At 69.2% G+C, this 21113-nt stretch carries 18 protein-coding genes; 8 read left to right on the forward strand and 10 right to left on the reverse strand.

Annotated features, from left to right (window positions below; all coding sequences use genetic code 11):
- The first annotated feature begins 62 nt into the window (after positions 1 to 62).
- On the forward strand, positions 63 to 899 hold the full coding sequence (locus tag GVV77_RS07970; RefSeq protein ID WP_159617606.1) for a PhzF family phenazine biosynthesis isomerase: 837 nt from the start codon (positions 63 to 65) through the stop codon (positions 897 to 899).
- A gap of 117 nt (positions 900 to 1016) precedes the next feature.
- Here the strand turns inward: GVV77_RS07970 and guaB are convergent, their stop codons facing one another.
- The 4 genes from guaB to groES form a co-directional block, all read right to left on the reverse strand.
- Complete coding sequence (gene guaB / locus GVV77_RS07975) at positions 1017 to 2540, reverse strand: IMP dehydrogenase (RefSeq protein ID WP_246199703.1); 1524 nt, start codon at positions 2538 to 2540, stop codon at positions 1017 to 1019.
- Between the two features lie 175 nt (positions 2541 to 2715).
- Positions 2716 to 4758 (reverse strand): acyltransferase family protein, encoded by a 2043-nt coding sequence (locus GVV77_RS07980; RefSeq protein ID WP_246199704.1) that lies wholly within the window; start codon positions 4756 to 4758, stop codon positions 2716 to 2718.
- 293 nt (positions 4759 to 5051) lie between these two features.
- Entirely contained in the window at positions 5052 to 6665 is a 1614-nt protein-coding gene (gene groL / locus GVV77_RS07985) for a chaperonin GroEL (RefSeq protein WP_159617607.1), read from the reverse strand.
- 73 nt (positions 6666 to 6738) lie between these two features.
- The gene (gene groES, locus GVV77_RS07990) at positions 6739 to 7035 is read right to left on the reverse strand and encodes a co-chaperone GroES (RefSeq protein WP_087076694.1); all 297 of its coding nucleotides are present in this window, start codon (positions 7033 to 7035) and stop codon (positions 6739 to 6741) included.
- A gap of 245 nt (positions 7036 to 7280) precedes the next feature.
- On the opposite strand from groES, the gene GVV77_RS07995 reads away from it, so the two are divergent.
- Positions 7281 to 8528, forward strand: coding sequence for a THUMP-like domain-containing protein (locus tag GVV77_RS07995; protein WP_159617608.1), 1248 nt, complete (start codon positions 7281 to 7283; stop codon positions 8526 to 8528).
- Here GVV77_RS07995 and GVV77_RS08000 read toward each other — a convergent pair.
- The gene (locus GVV77_RS08000; protein WP_159617609.1) at positions 8525 to 9733 is read right to left on the reverse strand and encodes an MFS transporter; all 1209 of its coding nucleotides are present in this window, start codon (positions 9731 to 9733) and stop codon (positions 8525 to 8527) included. The two genes, GVV77_RS07995 and GVV77_RS08000, sit on opposite strands and share 4 nt — an antisense overlap.
- A 226-nt stretch (positions 9734 to 9959) precedes the next feature.
- Between GVV77_RS08000 and GVV77_RS08005 the strand changes: the two genes are divergently transcribed.
- Positions 9960 to 10649: an HAD family hydrolase gene (locus GVV77_RS08005; protein WP_159617610.1), complete on the forward strand. Its 690-nt coding sequence runs from the start codon at positions 9960 to 9962 to the stop codon at positions 10647 to 10649.
- Positions 10650 to 10678: 29 nt separating this feature from the next.
- Here the strand turns inward: GVV77_RS08005 and GVV77_RS08010 are convergent, their stop codons facing one another.
- Positions 10679 to 11494: a shikimate 5-dehydrogenase gene (locus GVV77_RS08010; protein WP_159617611.1), complete on the reverse strand. Its 816-nt coding sequence runs from the start codon at positions 11492 to 11494 to the stop codon at positions 10679 to 10681.
- A gap of 136 nt (positions 11495 to 11630) precedes the next feature.
- Here GVV77_RS08010 and GVV77_RS08015 point away from each other — a divergent pair, with 136 nt between their 5' ends.
- From GVV77_RS08015 to GVV77_RS08025, 3 genes are all read left to right on the forward strand, one after another.
- Complete coding sequence (locus GVV77_RS08015; RefSeq protein WP_159617612.1) at positions 11631 to 12770, forward strand: glutamate--cysteine ligase; 1140 nt, start codon at positions 11631 to 11633, stop codon at positions 12768 to 12770.
- 98 nt (positions 12771 to 12868) lie between these two features.
- Positions 12869 to 13381, forward strand: a complete 513-nt coding sequence (locus GVV77_RS08020) for a GNAT family N-acetyltransferase (protein ID WP_159617613.1) — start codon at positions 12869 to 12871, stop codon at positions 13379 to 13381.
- A complete protein-coding gene (locus GVV77_RS08025; RefSeq protein WP_159617614.1) occupies positions 13378 to 14157 on the forward strand; it encodes an alpha/beta fold hydrolase in 780 nt (259 codons plus the stop codon). Before GVV77_RS08020 ends, GVV77_RS08025 begins: the two co-directional genes overlap by 4 nt.
- An 89-nt stretch (positions 14158 to 14246) precedes the next feature.
- On the opposite strand, the gene GVV77_RS08030 is transcribed toward GVV77_RS08025, so the two are convergent.
- The gene (locus GVV77_RS08030; protein WP_159617615.1) at positions 14247 to 14408 is read right to left on the reverse strand and encodes a hypothetical protein; all 162 of its coding nucleotides are present in this window, start codon (positions 14406 to 14408) and stop codon (positions 14247 to 14249) included.
- Between the two features lie 259 nt (positions 14409 to 14667).
- Here GVV77_RS08030 and GVV77_RS08035 point away from each other — a divergent pair, with 259 nt between their 5' ends.
- Positions 14668 to 15345: a TetR/AcrR family transcriptional regulator gene (locus GVV77_RS08035; RefSeq protein WP_159617616.1), complete on the forward strand. Its 678-nt coding sequence runs from the start codon at positions 14668 to 14670 to the stop codon at positions 15343 to 15345.
- 87 nt (positions 15346 to 15432) lie between these two features.
- Here the strand turns inward: GVV77_RS08035 and GVV77_RS08040 are convergent, their stop codons facing one another.
- The 3 genes from GVV77_RS08040 to GVV77_RS08050 form a co-directional block, all read right to left on the reverse strand.
- The gene (locus tag GVV77_RS08040) at positions 15433 to 16578 is read right to left on the reverse strand and encodes a mannitol-1-phosphate 5-dehydrogenase (RefSeq protein WP_159617617.1); all 1146 of its coding nucleotides are present in this window, start codon (positions 16576 to 16578) and stop codon (positions 15433 to 15435) included.
- Entirely contained in the window at positions 16578 to 18515 is a 1938-nt protein-coding gene (locus tag GVV77_RS08045) for a PTS mannitol transporter subunit IICBA (protein WP_159617618.1), read from the reverse strand. Before GVV77_RS08045 ends, GVV77_RS08040 begins: the two co-directional genes overlap by 1 nt.
- A gap of 61 nt (positions 18516 to 18576) precedes the next feature.
- Complete coding sequence (locus tag GVV77_RS08050; RefSeq protein ID WP_159617619.1) at positions 18577 to 19302, reverse strand: TetR/AcrR family transcriptional regulator; 726 nt, start codon at positions 19300 to 19302, stop codon at positions 18577 to 18579.
- Positions 19303 to 19426: 124 nt separating this feature from the next.
- On the opposite strand from GVV77_RS08050, the gene ptsP reads away from it, so the two are divergent.
- Positions 19427 to 21112: a phosphoenolpyruvate--protein phosphotransferase gene (gene ptsP, locus GVV77_RS08055; RefSeq protein ID WP_159617620.1), complete on the forward strand. Its 1686-nt coding sequence runs from the start codon at positions 19427 to 19429 to the stop codon at positions 21110 to 21112.
- The last annotated feature ends 1 nt before the right edge of the window (position 21113 follow it).

The following is a 21113-nucleotide window of genomic DNA, read 5'->3' on the forward strand; positions in this document are numbered from 1 at the left end:
GCCGCCGGCCCCGCCGGCCGCGGTACTCCCCCGGGACGGGGCCGGTGGGGCAAAGTAGTGCCATGGAGATTCTGAGGTACGCCGCCTTCACCAGCGACCCCGCCGGCGGGAACCCTGCCGGCGTCGTGCTCGACGCCACCGGACTGGACGAGAGCCGAATGCAGCGCATCGCCGCCGACGTGGGATATTCGGAGACGGCCTTTGTCTGGCCCGGAGACGGGCGGAACTACACCCTTCGGTACTTCAGCCCCCTGGCGGAGGTGCCGTTCTGCGGCCACGCGACCATCGCCACGGGCGTTGCGCTGGCGGAGCGGATCGGGCCCGGAGACCTGATGTTCGGCACCCCCGTCGGGGATATCGCCGTCTCAACGGCCGGCACGGCCTCCGGCCACCGGGCCACCCTGGTCAGTGCACCGACGCGGAGCCGGGCGGCCTCCGCCGCGGAGACCGCCGGGGCCCTCGCCGCACTCGGGTGGGCGCCGGATGATCTCGATCCAGCGCTTCCGGCCCAGGTGGCCTTCGCCGGAAACGAGCACCTGGTGCTGGCGGCCCGCAGCCGGGAACGCCTCGCCGACCTCCACTACGACTTCGACGGCCTTGGGAAGCTCATGGCCGAGCGGGGCTGGACCACGCTGCAGCTGATCTGGCGCGAGGACCCCGTCACCTTCCACTCCCGCAATCCCTTCCCCGTCGGCGGGGTGGTGGAGGATCCGGCCACCGGCGCCGCCGCTGCAGCGTTGGGCGGTTACCTGCGGGAACTGGGACTCATCACCGCACCGCAGCGGATCACGATCCTCCAGGGCCAGGACATGGGACGGCCGAGCACCCTCGATATTGACGTCTCCCCCACGGACGCGCGCGTTTCGGTCAGCGGCAGTGCGGTGCCGATTCCCGAATAGGAGTCCGGGCGGCGTCGGCGAGGCGCGGGCTGCCCCGACCCCTACGCACGAAGAGGCCCCCGCAACCCTGGTGGGTGGCGGGGGCCTCCTGCTTAAACGACCGGGTGGGCCGGAAACCTACTTCGAACCGTAGTTCGGGGCCTCCACTGTCATCTGGATGTCGTGCGGGTGGGACTCCTTGAGCCCGGCCGGAGTAATGCGCACGAACTTGCCCTTGGCCTTGAGCTCGGGGATGGTACGTGCACCGGTGTAGAACATCGTCTGGCGGAGCCCGCCGACCAGCTGGTATGCCACCGAGGCCAGCGGCCCGCGGTACGCGACCCTGCCCTCGACTCCCTCGGGGATGAGCTTGTCGTCCCCGCTGACGTCGGCCTGGAAGTAGCGGTCCTTGGAGTAGGAGGTGTTCTTCCCGCGGGTCTGCATGGCGCCGAGCGAACCCATGCCGCGGTAGGTCTTGTACTGCTTGCCGTTCACGAAGATCAGCTCTCCGGGGGCCTCTGCCGAACCGGCGAGGAGCGAGCCCAGCATCACGGTGTCCGCTCCGGCCACCAGCGCCTTGCCGATGTCGCCCGAGTACTGCAGGCCGCCGTCGGCGATGAGGGGCACGCCGGCGGGGATGGCCGCCTTGGCGGATTCGTAGATGGCGGTCACCTGGGGCACCCCTACGCCGGCGACGACGCGGGTGGTGCAGATCGAGCCGGGTCCGACGCCGACCTTGATGCCGTCGGCGCCGGCGTCGATCAGGGCCTGGGCGCCGGCGCGGGTGGCCGCCTGCCCGGCGATGATGTCAACGTGCGCCAGGGACTTCTCGGCCTTGAGCCGGGCGACCATCTCCAGGACCCCGGCGCTGTAGCCGTTGGCGGTGTCGACGAAGAGCGCGTCGACACCGGCGTCGACGAGGGCCATCGCGCGTTCCCAGCCGTCACCGAAAAAGCCGATGGCGGCACCGACCCGGAGGCGGCCGTCGTCGTCCTTGGTGGACAGGGGGTACTGCTCGGCCTTGGTGAAGTCCTTGACAGTGATCAGTCCGCGCAGGATCCCTTCGTCGTCGACGAGGGGAAGCTTTTCGATCTTGTTCGTGCCAAGCAGCGCGATGGCCTCATCCCCGCTGATGCCCACGCGGCCGGTGATCAGCGGCATCTTGGTCATGACCTCGCGCACCAGACGGTGCGGGTAGTCCTGCTCCGAGACGAAGCGGGTGTCGCGGTTGGTGACGATGCCGAGGAGGTGGCCGAAGTCGTCGACGACCGGGAGGCCCGAGACGCGGTACTGCCCGCACAGTTCGTCGAGCTGGGCGAGGGTGGCGTCGGGGCCGATGGTCAGCGGGTTCGTGATCATGCCCGACTCGCTGCGCTTGACCCGGTCGACCTGCTCGGCCTGATCGGCGATCGAGAGGTTGCGGTGGATCACGCCGAGGCCGCCCTGGCGGGCCATGGCGACGGCCATGCGCGCCTCGGTGACGGTGTCCATGGCGGCGGAGAGCAGCGGGGTCTGGACGGAGATCCGCTTGGAGACCCGCGAGGAGGTGTCGGCTTCGGACGGGATGACGTCGGTGTGGCCGGGAAGCAGCAGCACGTCGTCGTAGGTGAGGCCAATGAATCCGAAGGGATCGTGGGGTTCGTTCTGCTCAGACAGGGTCACTGATAGTCCTCTTTCGGGGGGTGTCACCGCGGGTGGGGTGCCATCGGCGGCTCTGCCGTCCGGCTGTTAACCATTCTAAAACCAATCTTCGCCGCGCCCTATTCCCCCGACCGCACGACTTCCCCCGACCGCACGACGGCGTCCTGGCGACGGGTGATCACCAGCCGTCGGCGGCTCACCAGCCGGTGAGGGCGAGGAACCGCTCGTTGAAGACCGGCTGGATGGTCTTGACGTAGGTCCTGGTGAGGTGGTCGCGGTCCTTGTAGACGAGCACATTCCCGATCAGGCCCGGGCAGGAGGTGTCGGTGCAGACCTGGTCGGTCAGGTCCAGCACGCCGATTCCGGGATTGTCCCGGGCGACCTGCTCGAGCGGGGACTCCGGGGCGAGAAGTTCGGAGCGGGGCAGGGCGCAGGCGTCGGGATCGCCGCTGTTGAGCTCGATGCACTTGGCCATGTCGAACTCGAACCGCGGGGTGTCGCGCAGGGCCACGACCTCGATGCCCCGGTCAAGGAAGGGCTGCACCCCGGCGGCGTAGCCGTCCGGGACGGTTTCCGCGGGCGAGCTCCAGTCCGTCTTGGATCCGACCGTCAGCACGGCGTCCGGCGCGAGGTCGAGGGCGTAGTCGAGGGCCGCGGCGTTGTGCGCATTGCACTCAGGGCTCGTGGTGGGCGATTCCGCCCCGAACCGGCAGGCGGGCTTGTGCACCAGGACGGCGTTCCAGTTGCGCTCGGTGGCCAGGGCGCCCACCGCGGTCAGCCACACCTGGGCGTGGGAGTCGCCGAGGATCAGTACGGTGCGCTCCGGCGACTTGGCGTTGCCGGCCTGGGAGCAGAATTCAATCCGGGGGTCGGTGGGGACCAGGGTGCCTTCGCAGGGGCCGTCGTACTCGGCCCACTCGTCGCCCAGGGCGCTGGCGAGGGGAAGGATCACGGCGTCCTCGGCCCCGCGGTACTCGAACCCGGGGGCCAGCGCCCGCGCGCCGGGGTTGTCGTCCACCGTCTGCATCCGGGCGGCGTCTTCCTGGGCCTGGACCTGCAGCTCCCACCCCGAGAGGGGCACGGCGACGACGGCCAGGGCCGCGGCTACCACGAGCCCGGTGCGGCGCCTGCGCAGCGTGGGCCAGGACCATGAGCGCACGGGTACCTCGACGAACCGGGTGGTGGCAAAGGCGAGGAGCAGCGACGCAGCGATCACGAGCGCGCCGTCGAGCAGTCCGGCCTCGGGCTTGCGGGCGGTCAGGAGCCAGAAGACGAGGATCGGCCAGTGCCACAGGTACAGGGCGTAGGAGTTGTCGCCGAGGCGCACCAGGGGTGCCGCGCTCAGCAGGCGGTCGACGCCGAAGCGGCTCCCGGTGCAGCCGGCTGCGAGGATGCAGGCGGCGGCCAGGGTCGGCCACAGGGCGATCCAGCCGGGGAACTGCTGCTGCACCTGCAGCAGCAGCCCGCAGCTGAGCATGGCGGCCAGCCCGACCCAGCCGAGCGCCACCCGGGTACGTATTCCGAACCGGGCATATGGCAGCAGCAGCGCGATCAGGGAGCCCAGCGCGAACTCCCACAACCGGGACCGGGTGTCGAAGTATGCGGCCGCCTGGTGGTGCGTGGTCTGCCAGATCGAGAAGGCGAGGGACAGGGCGAAGACCGCAGAGAAGACGGCGATGAGGACGGTGCGGTAGCGCCGCCGGGCGGCCCGCGCCGCGAGGGCGGAGACGGCGAACAGCAGTGGCCACAGCAGGAACACCTGGCCCTGGATGGAGAGGGACCAGAAGTGCTGCAGGGGGCTGGCGTTGCTGTCGTCCTGGGCGTAGTAATCCACGGCGTTGGCGGCAAGTTCCCAGTTCTGCACATACAGCAGGGACGCCCACGTCTGGTCGAAGATTCCCGGCCACCGGGAGGGCGGGGCCAGCACGGCCGTTGCGGCCAGGACAGCCACCAGGACGACGACGGCGGCGGGCAGGAGGCGCCGGAAGAGGCCCAGCCAGTACCGCAGCAGCTGCAGCGGCCGGCCCGACTCGACCTTGCCGACGAAGGAGAACGTGAGCAGGAAGGCGGAGATCAGCAGGAACACGTCGACGCCGCCGGAGACCCGGCCGAGCCACACGTGGTAGAGCACCACCATGACGACGGCGAGGGCGCGCAGGCCCTGCACCTCGGGACGCCGCTGGCGCGCTGCGGGGGCCGCGGGAAGGTTCTCCTCCGGCGCGGTCTTGGTTGCACCCACATCGACCCTTTCGCTTGGCCTGTCGGCGCCGCGGAGCGCCCGGTGTGCCGCAGGAAGCGGCGGCACAATGCTCCAGTTTACCGTTTCGTGATCTGGAGGGGCTCCGGGTCCCCTCCAGTCGCTGCCGCCGGTCCCCGGCCGGCCCCTGGCCGGGAGCAATCGGGTCGGGTGTGCCGAGGGCGGACCGCATCCGTTGGGTGGTGCCCGTTAAGCGAAACACCCCGGCCGGTGGACCCGGCCGGGGTGTTTGCTGCCTGCCGGCAGGGCCGGTGGCGGGCCCTGTCGTGCGGGGACTAGTGGCTGTGGCCGTGGCCGTCCTCGTCGTCCTCAGCGGGCTTCTCGACGACGAGCGTCTCGGTCGTCAGGACCAGGGCGGCGATCGAGGCTGCATTGCGCAGCGCCGAGCGGGTCACCTTGACCGGGTCGATGATGCCGGCGTCGATCAGGTTCTCGTACTCGCCGGTGACGGCGTTGAAGCCGTGCCCGTCTTCGAGTTCGGAGACCTTCGCAACGACGACATAACCCTCGTGGCCGGCGTTCTCGGCGATCCAGCGCAGCGGCTGCGCCAGGGCGCGGCGCACCAGACCGACGGCGGTTGCGGCGTCGCCCTCGAGGGCGAGGACGCGGCTGTCGGTGTCCAGGGCCTTGCCGGCCTGGACGAGTGCGGAACCGCCGCCTGCGACGATGCCCTCATCGAGTGCGGCGCGCGTCGCGGAGACGGCGTCTTCGATGCGGTGCTTCTTTTCCTTCAGCTCAACCTCGGTGGCGGCACCGACCTTGATGACACCCACACCGCCGGAGAGCTTCGCGAGGCGCTCCTGGAGCTTCTCGCGGTCCCAGTCGGAATCGGTGCGCTCGACCTCGGCGCGGATCTGCGCCACGCGGTCGGCGACGTCGGAGGCTTCGCCCGCGCCGTCGACGATGGTGGTGGCGTCCTTGGTGACCGTGATGCGCCGGGCGGAGCCCAGCACCTCAAGGCCGACCTGGTCCAGCTTCAGGCCCAGGTCGGGGGAAACGACCTGCGCACCGGTGAGGGTGGCGATGTCCTGCATCATGGCCTTGCGGCGGTCGCCGAAGCCGGGCGCCTTGACGGCGACGGCGTTCAGGGTGCCGCGGATCTTGTTCACCACGAGGGTGGACAGCGCTTCGCCTTCGATGTCTTCGGCGATGATGAACAGCGGCTTGCCGGCCTGGAGGGCCTTCTCCAGCAGCGGAAGGAATTCCGCCAGGGAGGAGATCTTGCCGGAGTTGATCAGGATCAGCGCGTCCTCGAGGACGGCTTCCTGGCGCTCGGCGTCGGTCACGAAGTACGGCGAGAGGTAACCCTTGTCGAACTGCATGCCTTCGGTGAGGACGAGCTCGGTCACCGTCGAGGAGGATTCCTCAATGGTGATGACGCCGTCCTTGCCGACCTTGTCGAAGGCCTCGGCGAGCAGGTCGCCGACTTCGGTGCTCTGGGCGGAGATGGCCGCGACGCTGGCGGTCTGGTGGCCGACAACCTCCTTGGCGTTCTCCAGCAGGCGCGCGGCAACGGCCTCGACCGAGACCTCGATGCCGTGCTTGAGCTGTCCCGGAGCGGCGCCCGCGGCAACGTTGCGCAGGCCTTCCTTGACCAGGGCCTGCGCGAGCACGGTGGCCGTGGTGGTGCCATCACCGGCGACGTCGTTGGTCTTCGTCGCTACTTCCTTGGCCAGCTGGGCGCCGAGGTTCTCGTAGGGGTCGTCGAGTTCGACCTCGCGGGCGATGGTGACGCCGTCGTTCGTGATTGTGGGCGCTCCCCACTTCTTGTCCAGCACGACGTTGCGTCCGCGCGGGCCAAGGGTCACCTTGACGGTGTTTGCAAGCTTGTCGACGCCGGCCTCGAGTGCGCGTCGGGCTGCATCGTTGAACTCCAACTGCTTTGCCATGGTTTGTTCCTTTCAGGCTGGTGCAGTGAGAAGACCCCGGCCAATACTGGCCGGGGTCTTCATCGGAAAAAGCTTACTTAACGACGACCGCCAGGACGTCGCGCGCCGAGAGCACCAGGTATTCCTGGCCGCCGTGCTTGACCTCGGTTCCGCCGTACTTCGAGTAGATGACGACGTCGCCCTCGGCGACGTCGACGGGAACGCGGTTGCCGTTGTCGTCGACACGGCCCGGTCCTACAGCTACAACCTCGCCCTCCTGGGGCTTCTCCTTAGCGGTATCCGGGATGACCAGACCGGAAGCAGTTGTCTGCTCGGCTTCCAGCGGGCGGACAACAATACGATCCTCAAGAGGCTTAATAGAGACCGACACTCGGGCTCTCCTTTGCGTTCGTTACTAATGGATTGAAGGCCGTTGGTTCCGCACTGGCCGTCGTCGCGGTGCCGGCCGGCACTTTCCTCGGGATTAGCACCCTCCTACTGAGAGTGCCAACCCTGACTTTATGCACTGGTTAGCACTCGGTCAAGGCGAGTGCCAGAACGCGCGGGTTTTCGGGAGCGCGCCCCGCGCCCCGGAGCACGGAGCGCACCGCCGGGTACGTCGCCTAGGGTTGGATCATGGCTTCCGAGAACCCCGTCACCGACTCCATCGCACCGATCCTCACGCCCCAGGGCTGGGAGCTGCTGAACTCGCTGGGCCCGTACTCGGAGGCCGGCAGCCTGCAGCTGAGCGAGCAGCTGCGCCGGGCCGGCCACGCCCCCGAGGTCGTGGCGGCGGCCCTGACCCAGTGCCGCCTGCGGGCAAAGGCCCACGCGAAGTTCGGCGGGTTCGCGGACCGGATGGTGTTCACGCAGGCGGGCCTGGAGCAGGCGACGCGGCTGCGGGTCGCGGCCCACCACGCGCAGCGGTTCGTGACCGCGGACCTGGTGCGGGTGGCCGACCTGGGCTGCGGGATCGGCGCGGACTCGATGGCGCTGGCCACCCTGGAGCGTGAGGTGACCGCCGTCGAGCTCGACGAGACCACCGCGGCCGCCGCGACCATGAACCTGCTCCCCTGGCCGAACGCGTCGGTGCTGAACGTCGATGCGTCCGCCGTGGATGTGACGAAGTACGACGGCGTCTGGCTGGATCCGGCCCGCCGCAGCACCTCCACCTCGGGTACCACCCGCCTCTTCGACCCCGAGGCGTTTTCTCCCCCGCTGTCCTTCGTCGAGGACCTCGCCGCCCGAGGCATGCCCGTCGGGGTGAAGCTTGGCCCCGGCATCCCGCACGAGGCGATACCGGCGGACTGCGAGGCCCAGTGGGTCTCCGTGGACGGCGACGTGACCGAGGCGGCCCTGTGGTTCAACGCGCTGCGCCGGCCCGGAGTGCGCCGCGCCGCCCTCGTGCTCAGCGCCCACGGCGCGGCGGAGCTGACCAGCGCCGAGGACTTCGGCGCCGGCCCGGAGGCGCCCGTCGGCCCGCCGGAGGGCTACCTGTACGAGCCGGACGGAGCCGTCATTCGGGCGGGCCTCGTCGCCGACGTCGCGGAGCGGCTCTCCGGGCACCTGCTCGATCCCCGGATCGCGTACATCTGCGCGCCGGAGCTTCACGAGACGCCGTTCGCCCGCCCCTACCGGATCGTGGAGACCCGCCCGTTCAATCTCAAGGCCCTCAAGCAGTGGGTGCGCGCCGAAGGCATCGGCGTCCTCGACATCAAGAAGCGCGGAACCTCCGTCACCCCCGAGGAGGTGCGGCGCCAGCTGCTCAGCGGCTCCGGGAAGGCCCGGAAAAAGGCCACGCTGGTCCTGACCCGCATCGGCGATGACCGCGTGGCCATCGTCGTCGAGCCCGTCCCGGCGCACCCGGCCCCAGCGGCCGGCTAGGCCCCAAGCCTGCGGGTCCGCACCACTCCGAGCAGCACACCGCCCAGGAAGGCGGCCGCGCCACCGGCGATCAGCGCCGCCCGGACATCGAAACTGTTGACGAGCACCCCGCCCACCGCCGCGCCGAGGCCGATGGCCAGCTGGAAGGCGGCGACGGTGACCCCGGAGACCGATTCGAGGCTCTCCGGGTGAGCCCGCGCCATCCAGGACTGGATAAGGGTGGGGATGGCGCCGAAGCCGAGTCCCCAGAGCACGATGGCCGCGACAGCGACCGGAAGGCTGCCGCCCAGGGTGGCCCACAGGATGGTCGCGATGCCAACTGCCGCGCCCATAACGACGACGGAACGGTGGAGCGCGCCGTCGGCGGCCGGGCCGCTGGCGAGGTTGCCCACGAACGAGGCGATGCCGAAGGCGGCCAGCGCCAGGGCTAATCCCTCGGCGTTGAGCCCGGCGACGAGGTCACCGGCCAGGCGGATGTAGGTGAAGCCGGCGAAATGTCCGCCGGCGATGAGGAACATGCCGACCATTCCGACGATTACCAGCGGCGACCGGAGGGTCGCCAGGAAGGCCCGGCCCGGTGAGGGTTCGGGCGCCACCGGCGGAAGCCAGGCCGAGGCCAGGACGAGGCCGACAACGCTCGCCGCGGCCGCCAGCAGGAACAGGACGCGCCAGCCCCACAGCTCGCCGAGCACGAGCCCGAGGGGAACGGCGAGGATCGTGGCCAGGGAGACGCCGACGTTGACGACCATCATGCCGCGGCCGATCCTTTCGCGGCTGACGAGGGCGGCGACGACGGCGATGGCCAGCGCCCAGAAACCTCCGACCGACACCCCGAGCAGGAGCCGCGCGGTGAGCAGCACCGCGAAGGACGGGGCCAGGGCGACCAGGAGGTTGGACACCGCCGCCAGGACCACGAGCCCGATCAGCGCGATCCGGCGGTCAAGGCGCGGCAGCACCAGCGCGATGGCGGGACCGGTGACCGCCGCGGCGACAGCGGTGGCGGTCACTGCCTGGCCCGCGAGGCCCTCGGAGATGCCGAGATCCGAGGACATGCGGGAGAGCAGGCTCGCCGGAAGGAATTCGCTCGTCACGATCGCAAAGAGGACGACGGACAGGGAGGCCACACCCCACCAGGGCGACCGGGTGCGGGGCGAACCGTAGGGCGCTGGCGGTGCGTCCTGCGCGGTGGCTGTGCTGGAGTTCATTGAGGCTCTTCTCGGGTTGGAAACGTTCGATTGGAACGTTCGTTCGGGGATGTCGGCCGCGCTGCCGCCTGTCAGTTATTGAACAACTATTCAAGAACTCGAAGAATTCCCCGCCCCGCCATTCCGTATAGGACGGCCGCCCCACGGGCCAGCCGCAGAATTCCTCCGGCCGCAGGTACGGACTCACTAGACTCGGAGAAACCCCCGGACAGCTAAGGTGGCAGCCATGACCCCCCAGCCAGCATCACCGCGCCGCGGTGTCCTCGTCGACGTCGACGGCACCCTCGTCGACTCGAACTACCAGCACACGATCGCCTGGTGGCAGGCCTTCCGCCGTTTCGGGCATGACGTGCCGATGGCGGAGATCCACCGGGCGATCGGCATGGGCGGCGACAAGCTCGTCGCGCACCTGCTCGGCGAGGACCGCGACGCCTCCCTCGACGGGGACCTCGACGCCACGCACGGCGCCGTGTTCTCGACCTACTGGCCCTCCCTGCGCGCGTTCGACGGCGCCGGCGACCTGCTCGGCCGCTGCTTCGACGAAGGCCTCGTCGTGGTCCTTGCCTCCTCCGCCTCCGGAAAGGAGCTCGAGGTGCTCCGCGGCGTCATCGACGCCGACGCCGCCATCACCGACGCCACGAGCTCCTCCGACGCCGAGAACAGCAAGCCCTCCCCCGACATCCTGCAGGCGGCCCTCAAGGCCGGCGGCCTGGAGGCGGGCAACGCGGTGTTCGTCGGCGATTCGGTCTGGGACGTGTTCTCGGCGACGGAGCTGGACATTCCCACCATCGGCATCACCACCGGGGGCACCAGCGAGGCCGAACTGCGCGAGGCCGGCGCCGCCGAGGTGTACAAGGACGTTCGGACGCTCCTGAAGAATTTCACCGACAGCCCCCTGGCGAAGCTGCTCGCCTGAGCGGCTGCCCGGCCAGCACGCTTGCCGCGTCAGCCCTGCCGGGAGAATTCCCCGGCGGCGGCCACCTGCTCCGGGGAGGGACGCACCCCGGTGTAGAGCACGAACTGCTCCTCAGCCTGCAGGGCAATGACCTCGGCGCCGGTGATCACGGGCTTGCCCGCTGCCCGGGCCGCACGGATCAGCGGGGTCTCCGAGGGCAGCGCGACGACGTCGAACACCACCGAGGCCGCGTCGATCGCGGCGGCCGGGAAGGAGACCTCGTCCGCGTCCGGGCCCGCCATCCCCACTGGGGTGACGTTGATCAGCAGCCCTGCGGTCGAGGAGCCGACGTCCTGCTGCCAGGCAAACCCGTACAGCCCGGCCAGGGCCCGGCCGGCCTCCTCGTTCCGCGCCACGACCGTCACGTCCCGGAATCCCGAGTCGCGCACCGCCGCCACAACCGCCTTGGCCATGCCGCCGGAGCCGCGCACCAGCACCGTGTGGTCCGTGGACACCCGGTGTTCGGCCAGCAGCCGGGCCACGGCGAGGTAATCGGTGTTGTACGCGGTGAGCACGCCGTCATCGTTGACGATGGTGTTGACCGAATCGATCGCCGTCGCCGAGGGATCCATGCGGTCAACAAGGGCGATGACGTCCTCCTTGAAGGGCATGGAGATGGCGCAGCCGCGGATCCCCAGCGCCCGCACGCCGCCGATCGCCGCAGGCAGGTCCGTAGTGGTGAACGCCTTGTAGATGTAGTTCAGCCCCAGCTCGTCGTACAGGTAGTTGTGGAACCGGGTCCCGATATTGCTGGGCCGCGCGGCGAGGGAGATGCACAGGGTCATGTCTTTATTGAGGATCGGCACGTGCCCATTGTTCCATCCGTTCGCCGCACGCGCTGGTGCGGGCCCTGCACTACGATTGGCTCAGTTCTCATTCGCGATGACGCGCTGCCGAGGCGAAAAACCAGCACACAGTCCGGTACCGGTCAGGAGCCAGCCCATGAAGATCGATTTTGCACGCTCAGCCCAGTCCACCCTGGGCGTTGAGTGGGAGCTGGCTTTGGTCGACCGGAACAGCGGGGAGCTCGTGTCGGCCGCCGAGGAGGTCCTGCGGGGCGTCACGGCCAACCACCCCGAACTTCAGGACGACGAGGAACACCCCCACATCAAGCAGGAGCTGCTGCTGAACACCGTCGAACTGGTCACCGGCGTCTGCACGACCGTCGCCGAGGCGAAGGCGGACCTGAGCAGGTCCCTGGCCGCGGTGCGGGAGGTCACCGATCCGATGGGCGTCGAGCTGTTCTCCGCCGGGTCCCATCCCTTCAGCGCTCCGCGTTCCCAGCCCGTCTCGGACAAGGAACGCTACTTCAAGCTGATCGACCGCACCCAGTGGTGGGGCCGCCAGATGGTGATCTACGGCGTGCACGTCCATGTCGGGCTCGATTCGCGGGACAAGGCCCTGCCGGTGCTTGACGGGCTCATCAACTACTTCCCCCACTTTCAGGCGCTTTCGGCCTCCTCCCCCTTCTGGGGCGGGGAGGACACCGGATATGCCTCGCAGCGGGCGCTGATGTTCCAGCAGCTTCCCACCGCCGGGCTGCCCTTTCAGTTTCCGGACTGGGAGGCCTACGAGGCGTACGTCTCGGACATGTTCACCACCGGGGTCATCGATTCGGTGAGCGAGATCCGCTGGGACGTGCGACCGGTCGGCAATCTCGGCACCGTGGAAATGCGCGTCTGCGACGGGCTCTCCACCCTTCAGGACGTCGGAGCGGTGGCCGCGTTGACCCAGTGCCTGGTGGACGAGTTCTCCTCCCAGCTCGACGCCGGCCGGGCCATCCCCACGATGCCGCCGTGGCATGTGCAGGAGAACAAGTGGCGGGCCGCCCGGTACGGCCTCGACGCCATCATCATCCTCGATGCCTCCGGCAAGGAACAGCTCGTCACCGAGCACCTTACGGAGGTGCTCAACCGGCTGGAGCCGGTCGCCGCGAAGCTGGGTTGCAGTGACGAACTGGCCGACGTCGAGACGATCCTGAGCCGGGGTGCCGGGTACCAGCGCCAGCGCCGGGTTGCCGAGGAGAACGGCGGCAACCTGCGCGCCGTCGTGATGGACATGGTCGACCAGCTGCGCCGGTAACGCCCGGTCGCTGGGGCCGTCCCGGCGGGCCAACGGCCGGCGCCGGGACCGGCTCCGGGCGCTCTGGTGCCCGGGGAGCCTGCGTGAAAGGATCAGCCATGCAGATCACCCTTTCACTCATGCCCGCGGAACGGCTCGGCCGCTGGCTTGCCGGCAGCATGAGCGCCTATATCGCCGAGCGGATGAGGTCCGGGGAGACACCCGGGCAGGCACGGGCCAACGCCGAGCGCTCGCTCCAGGCGTTCTTCCCCGCCGGACGTCCCGCGCCCGGCCATCGTGTCTATCACCTGATGGCCGACGGATCACCCGTGGGGTACCTGTGGATCGGGCCAACGGAGTCGGAAGAGGCTGCGTGGTGGGTGTACGACATCGAGGTTGACGAACCGTTTCGACACCGGGGCGTGGGCCGGCAGGCCATGCTGCTGGCCGAGGAGGAGGCCCGCCGCGGCGGTGCGACCTCCCTCGGGCTCAACGTCTTCGGGCACAACCAGCCCGCGCAGCGGCTCTACGAACAGCTCGGCTATACGACCACCGCGATCCAGATGAAGAAGCAACTGTCCGGCCAGGACGCCGGCGCGGAACCGACCCTTCCGGAAAGGACCACCCGATGAGCGAGGTGCACTCCTCCGACGGAACCCGCATTGGATACGAAACCCAGGGGACAGGCCCGACGGTCATCCTCATCGACGGTGCCATGTGCCACCGGGGTGCGGGTCCAATGCGCGCAGTCGCCCCCGGGCTGGCGCCGACGTGCACCGTCGTGCTCTACGACCGCCGGGGCCGCGGCGCCAGCGGCGACACCCTTCCCTATGCCGTGGATCGGGAGATCGAGGACATCGCGGCCCTGATCACTGCGGTCGGCGCTCCGGCCGCCCTCGTGGGCATGTCCTCCGGAGGCGCGCTGGCCGCTCTCGCGGCCGCCCGCCTCGGCGGGGAGGTCACCGACCTCATCGTGTACGAGGTGCCCTTCATGCCCGAGCCCGCCCGGCCGGCGGCCCTCGCCTATACGGCGGAACTGGGCTCGGCGCTGAGCGGCGGAGACCGCGACGGCGCGGTGACGGCATTCCTGGCCCGGGTCGGAGTACCCGGCCCGGCGGTGGAGCAGATGAAGTCCTCGCCCGCCTGGGAGGGGATGACGGCCATCGCTCCCACCCTCGGATACGACGACGCCGTGATGGGCGACAGCAGCATCCCGGCCGAGCTGGCCTCCATCACCGCCCGCACCCTGTCCCTGGCCGGCGGCGCCTCCCCGGACTTCCTGCAGTGGGGTGCGCGCGGCATCGCGGAGCTGGTTCCCGGGGCCGAATTCGACCTCCTTGACGGTCAGGGCCACGACGTCGACCCCGCGCGGCTCGCCGACCGGGTCAGCGCCGTCCTCAACCGATGACGCCCCCCGCTGACTCCGCCCGCTGATCCCGCCGCATTCCGGCAGGAACCCGGCAGCAAGCGGACAGGCGCCCCGGGGTCCTGCGTTGCTTAGGAGGCGGGCGGATCCCGGTCCGGGTCGGCGTCCTCTTCCTCGAGCTGGCTGGTGATCAGGTCCACCCGGTCGGCCTGAATCAGGCCCTCGTCGTTCTGGATGGCTTCGACGTCGCTGCTGTCGATTTCCTGCGCCGGGTCGGGCGTCTCGCTGGTCATGGCATCCTCCCTGCTGTGGTGTCCGTGCCGTCGCACCGGGATCTTCCGCCGATCGTACCGCCGCAGCCCTCCCCCGCCGCCGGCATTTGCCCCCTCCGCAGCGCATCCACTTTCGATGGCCTGGCGCGCCGTCCCGTGGTAGGGGCCGCACTGCTTACCTGACGCTGTAAGGTACGGAACTGCTCTCACCATACGCCGTAAGGTAAACTTTCGGAGGAACGGGTAGGAACCGGCTGCGGGAATCCATGGAGGGAGAAGGATGGCATCGACACGAGGGCCGAAGGCCCCCCGGGATCCGGTCTCCCGGGAGCGGGCAGTCCGGGTGGCCGTGGACCTCGCCGACGCCGGCGGCCTCGAGTCCCTGAGCATGCGCAGGCTCGCCCAGGCACTGGGAGTGGAGGCCATGTCGCTCTACTACCACGTGAACAACAAGGACGACATCATCGACGGCATGGTCGATCTGGTATTCGACGAAATCGCCCTGCCCTCGACGGATACCCCGTGGCGGACGGCGATGGAGGACCGCGCGCACTCCGCCCGCGCCGCCTGGGCCCGGCACCCGTGGGCGATCAGCCTGATGCGCTCCACACCGGGCACTGCAACGCTGAGGCACCTCGACGCCGTGATCGCCTGCCTGCGCGGCGCGGGATTCTCGATGACGCTCACCGCGCACGCGGTGTCGCTGCTCGACAGCTACGTCGACGGATTCGCTCTCCAGGAGGCCTCCCTGCCGCTCAGCGAGGCCGGGGACGTCAACACGGCAACCGAAAGCATCCTCGCCCAGCAGCACGTGATGTCCGGAGCTTTCCCCCACCTCGCCGAGATGGCGCAGACCCATATCCTTCAACTCGGCTATGCCTATGGGGATGAATTCGCGTTCGGGCTCGGGCTCATCCTGGATGGAATCGAGGCCGCCCACCGGGCCGCCTCCGGCTGATCCCGAGGCTCCAACGCCGAAGTGCTTCCCCTCCGGACCGGAGAGGGAGCACTTCCGCCTTGACCTGCGCCGGTTGGCCGGCCGGGCCTACACCGCGGCTCGGGCCTTCACGAGGTCAAGGACCGAGGGGAACAGGACGTGCCCCTCGTCCAGGCCCGTGATCCGGGTGACCGCGTCCTCCGCCGGGTTGTCCCCGATGATGCGGGCGAGTTCCTCGACTTCCGGATCTGCCGGGTCATCGAAGGCCAGGGCCGCCTCCATCGCCGCCAGCAGGGCGGCCGGATGCGTGCCGCCCTCGGCGAGTTCGGCCGCGGGGCCGACGAAGCGTTCGTGGCGTCCGAGCTTGCGCAGCGGTGCCCGTCCGACCCGCACCACCGTGTCCGGCAGGTGCGGGTTGGAGAACCGGCGCAGAATCTTCTGCACGTACGCCTCCTGCTCGTCGGCGGCGAAACCGTGCTTGGTGACCAGCAGCTGCTTCGTCTCCTCCAGCACGGCCCGCACCCGGCGCGCCACTTCGGAGTCCGCCATGGCGTCGGAGATCTTTTCGGCCCCGGCCGCGTAGCCGAAATAGGCGCAGGCGGCGTGCCCGGTGTTCACCGTGAACAGCTTGCGCTCGATGTACGGGGCGAGGTCGTCCACGTAGGTGGCCCCGGGGATCCGCGGCTCGCTGCCCGCGAACGGGGTCCGGTCGATGACCCACTCGTAGAAGGTCTCCACCGTCACGTCGAGCCCCTGCCCGGGCGCCTGGTTCGGCACGATCCGGTCAACCGCGGTGTTCGCGAAGACCGCCCGTGTGTCCAGCCCGCTCCGGTCACCCGAGTACGCGTCCACCACAGCCTGCCGCAGCAGGTCGGTGGCGTTGATCGCGTTCTCGCACGCCATCACCTGCAGCGGCTGCGCGTCCGGTGACCGCCGCGCGATGGCGGCCGCGATCACGGGAGCCAGGAACTTCAACACCCCCGGTCCGACGGCGGTGGTCACCATGTCGGCGGTGGCGACCTCCTCGATCACCGCGGCCTCCTCGGCGCGCGAGTTCAGGGCCCGGTAGTTGTCCACCGTCTTGTCGGTGGGTTCCTCTCCGACCTCGTGGACCGTATAGGAGGGCGTTGAGGCGAGCTGGTCGATCAGCGCCTCGGCCACATCGGCGAACACCACCTCGTAGCCGGCTTCGTGGAGCAGCAGCCCCACGAAGCCGCGGCCGATGTTGCCTGCCCCGAAGTGCACGGCCTTCACTAGGCGTTCACCTTCCCGAAGAGAGCGAGGACCTCATCGACGCTTTCGGCCCGGTCGAGGCGGGCCACCTGCTCCTTGTCGGAGAAAACGCGCGCGATGGCCGAGAGGATGGAGAGGTGCTCGTTGTTGACGCCGGCGACACCGACGACGAACTTCACCTGCTTGCCGTTCCAGTCGATGCCCTCGGGGTAACGCACGATCGAGACGGCCGAGCGCTTGATGTATTCCTTCGCGGCGTTGGTGCCGTGCGGAATGGCGAGGAAGTTGCCCATGTAGGTCGGCACCGACTGCTCGCGTTCGTGCATAGCGGCGATGTAGCTTTCCTCAACCGCGCCCCGGTCCACCAGGAGCCGACCGGCCTCGTTGATGGCATCGGCCTGGGTGGTCGCGCTTCCCTGCAGCACGACGCTCCGCTCAGCGAGGACCTCCCCGCCCGCGGGCTGGGCCTGCTCCGAAAGGTCGGGCGCTCCGCTGTCGGGTGCAGGCGTGCCGTCGCCCTCGCGCTGGCTGCGGGCGAGGTCGACGATCTCGTCGTACCGCGGGCTGTTCATGAAATTGTCCACGGAGACATGCGTTGCTGCGGCGGTCAGCGGCCGGGCCCGGTCCGTCAGGTCCTGGTGGGTGACCACCAGGTCGTAGGAATCGGTGAGGTTGGCGATCGAGGAGTTGGTGACCTTCACATCGGTCAGGCCGGCTGCCTTAAACTTGTTCCGCAGCACGGAAGCTCCCATAGCGCTGGAGCCCATGCCTGCATCGCAGGCGAAGACAACGTTGCGGATCGGGCCGGCGGGCGCCTCTCCCTTGGCTCCGATCAGGCCGGAGACCGAGCTCTTGCGGCCCTTGATGCCTTCCATCTTGGTGGTGGCGTTGCTGAGGCTGTCGTCGTCATCGGCGGGGTTCTTGGTGGTCTTGAGGATCACCGAACCGATCAGGAAGGATACCGCGGTGGCGAGCAGCACCGAGAGGGTGACCCCGACGTAGCTGTCGGAGGCCGTCGCAGCGTACACGGCGATGATGCTGCCGGGGGCTGCCGGGGAGCGCAGTCCCGCACCGGTGAGGACGAGGGTGAGGATACCGGCCATGCCGCCGCCGATGGCGGCGAGGATCATGATCGGCTTCATCAGCACGTAGGGGAAGTAGATCTCGTGGATGCCGCCGACGAAGTGGATGAGGGCCGCGCCGGGAGCGGACGCCTTGGCGATGCCGCGCCCGAAGACCATGTAGGCCAAGAGGATGCCGAAGCCGGGGCCGGGGTTGGCCTCGAGCAGGAACAGGATCGACTTGCCGTTCTCCAGCGACTGCTCCGTCGCCAGCGGCGTGAGGATGCCGTGGTTGATGGCGTTGTTGAGGAAGAGCACCTTGGCGGGCTCGATGAAAATGCTTGTGAAGGGGAGCAGCCCGTTCGTGACGAGGAAGTCGACGACGGCCCCCGCGGCATTGCTGAAGGCGGTCACCAGCGGCCCGATGGCAAGGAGCCCGAAGACCGCCATTACGGCCGCGACGATGCCTGCGGAGAAGTTGTCGACGAGCATCTCAAAACCGGGCTTGATCTTGCCTTCCCAGAGTCCGTCAAGCTTCTTCATGATGAAAGCCGTCAGCGGGCCCATGAGCATCGCCCCGATGAACATCGGAATGTCGGTGCCCACGATGACGCCCATGGTGGCCGCCGCGCCGACGACGCCGCCGCGGATCCCGTGCACCATGCGTCCGCCGGTGTAGCCGATGAGCAGCGGGAGCAGGTAGGTGATCATCGGGCCGACGAGGGCTGCCAGGGACTCGTTGGGGAAGAACCCTGCAGGGATGAACAGTGCCGTGATGAAGCCCCACGCGATGAAGGCCCCGATGTTGGGCATGATCATTCCGGACAGGAAGGTCCCGAATTTTTGGACGCGGACCCTCGCACTGGTGCGGGGCGCCGCTTCTGCTTGTGTTGCCACGTGCGTTCCTAACCGTTGTCCCTGCGTCAGTGCGGGGAGTGATGGATAAATCGGTTTCTTGTCAGCCCGTCCGGGTGGAAATCCGTTGGAGCCACTCGAGGAAGAGCTTCAGCTCGGAGCTGGAGAGCTGGTCGGGGTGCGATGCCTGCAGCGCGGCATTCAACGCGATGGCCGCGACCACCACCGAAGGGGTGCCCTCGGTGTCGATGACCGGGTCCGAGTCGGAATCGGTCGCGATGGCGGAGATGACAGCCTCGCGAGTCATCACTGACAGTTCGAGGCTGCGGTTTGAGGCGGGCTCGGCGATCAGCATGAGGGTCACGCCGATGTTCGCTGCGAGCAGGCTTCGGGCCGCCTCGGCAGGCGGCACGACCAGGCGGGCCGCGGCGGCCGCCCGCTTCAGGACTTCTTCGAGGAACGCCTCGGCCTCGGCCACCATTGAGGGCCGGCGTTCCGGACGGATATTGCCGAACATGACCAGGTACAGGTGTGGATGGTCGAGACCGAACTGCACGTGGTTGTCCCAATGACGGCGCAGGTCCTCCACCGGCTGCCCCGAGCTGGGGAGGTTGCGCTCACCCTCGAGGTATTGGGTGAAACCTTCGGCCACGACGGCGTCAAAGAGGCCCTCCTTGTCCCCGAAGTGGTGGTACAGGGTGGGAGCGGTGACCCGGGCGAGCCGGGTCACCTGGCGCGTTGATACCGGTGAACCGCCGGACTCGGCCAGCAGCGACGCGGCTGCCCTCAGCAGCCTAGTCTTCGGCGCGGGCTCGCCAGCGGTATCCATGCCTGCTACCGTAACACCTATAGCGTTGATATATGAAGTGGGTCACACGCTTCAATGCCGCTTCCCGGCCCGGGCGGGTACGGTGGAAGTCCATGCGCACACGGCGAGGAAATGAGGACGTTCAATGCGGAATTTCTCAGGAGTAGGCGTCAGCCCGGGGCGGGTCATCGGAACCATCCGCCAGATGCCGAAGCCCGTGAGCGAGCCCCCCAAGGGCGAGCGGCTCCGGGAGGGCGTAACCCCCGAGGATGCCGCGGCGGCCCTGCGGTCGGCCACGAAGGCCGTCCAGGCCGAGTTGAAGCAGCGCTCGGAGACGGCCAGCGGCGACGCGCGCGCCGTGCTCGAGGCGACCGCCATGATGGCCACCGACCCCATGCTTGTCAAGAGCGCAGTCAAACTCATCAACGCAGGCACCTCCGCCGAGCGCGCGGCCTGGGATGCCGGTGCCTCGGTGGCCGAGATGCTCCACAATCTCGGCGGGTACATGGCCGAACGCGCCACCGACGTCCTCGACGTCCGGGCCCGGATCGTGGCCGAGCTGCGCGGGCTGCCCGCGCCGGGCATCCCGTCCTCGGACACTCCCTTCATCCTGATCGCCGAGGACCTCGCGCCCGCCGACACCGCCACCCTCGACCCCGAGAAGGTCCTGGCCCTGGTCACCTCCGGCGGCGGACCGCAGTCCCACACCGCCATCATCGCCCGCTCCCTGGGCTTGCCGGCCGTGGTCGCCGCGACGGGAGTCGACGAGCTTGAAACCGGTGCGCGCGTCTACGTCGACGGCGCTGCCGGAACCATCAGCGTGGACCCCGGCGCCGATGAGGAGGCCGCGGCCGAGGCCTACGCCGCCGCCGCGGCGGCCCTCACCGAATTCGACGGCACCGGCAGGACCTCGGACGGCCACGAAGTGCCGCTGCTGGCCAATGTCGGAGGCGCCAAGGACGCCCGCGGAGCGGCGGAGGCCCGGGCCCAGGGCGTGGGTCTGCTCCGCACCGAATTCTGCTTCCTGGGCCGGGACAGCGAACCGACGCACGACGAGCAGGTGGAGGCCTACAAGGGGGTGTTCGACGCCTTCCCCGGCAAGAAGGTGGTGGTCCGGACCCTCGACGCCGGCGCGGACAAGCCCCTTCCCTTCCTCACCGACAGCACCGAGCCGAACCCCGCCCTCGGCGTCCGCGGCTACCGCACGGACATCACCAGCCCCGGAGTGCTGGCCCGGCAGCTCAAGGCCATCGCCGACGCCGAGGCCCAGTCCTCCGCCGAGGTCTGGGTGATGGCGCCCATGATCTCCACCGCCGAGGAGGCCGCCGACTTCGCGGCGATGACCACCGAGGCGGGGCTGAAGAAACCCGGAGTGATGGTCGAGGTGCCCTCGGCCGCGCTGATGAGCGAATCGATCCTCACCGAGGTGGGGTTCGCCAGCATCGGAACCAATGACCTCACCCAGTACGCCATGGCCGCCGACCGGCAGCTCGGCTCCCTGGCGGCGCTGAACAACGCCTGGCAGCCGGCCGTGCTGCGCCTGATCGGGCTCACGGTGGAGGGCTCGGTCGCCGAGGGCAACGCCAAGCCCGTCGGGGTGTGCGGGGAGGCCGCCGCCGACCCCGCGCTCGCCGTGGTGCTCGTCGGCCTGGGCGTCTCGACGCTGTCGATGACGCCGCGGGCGCTGGCCGGGGTCGGGGCGGTGCTGAACAGCGTCAGCCTCGACGAGGCGCGCAAGCTCGCCGAGATCGCGGTGAAGGCGCCCAGCGCGGAGGAGGCCCGTGCACGCGTCCGCGCAGAGCTGCCCGTCCTCGAATCCCTCGGTCTCTGAG

Source organism: Arthrobacter zhaoguopingii (genome assembly GCF_009828605.1).
In the GTDB taxonomy this organism is placed as follows: Bacteria; Actinomycetota; Actinomycetes; order Actinomycetales; family Micrococcaceae; genus Arthrobacter_D; species Arthrobacter_D zhaoguopingii.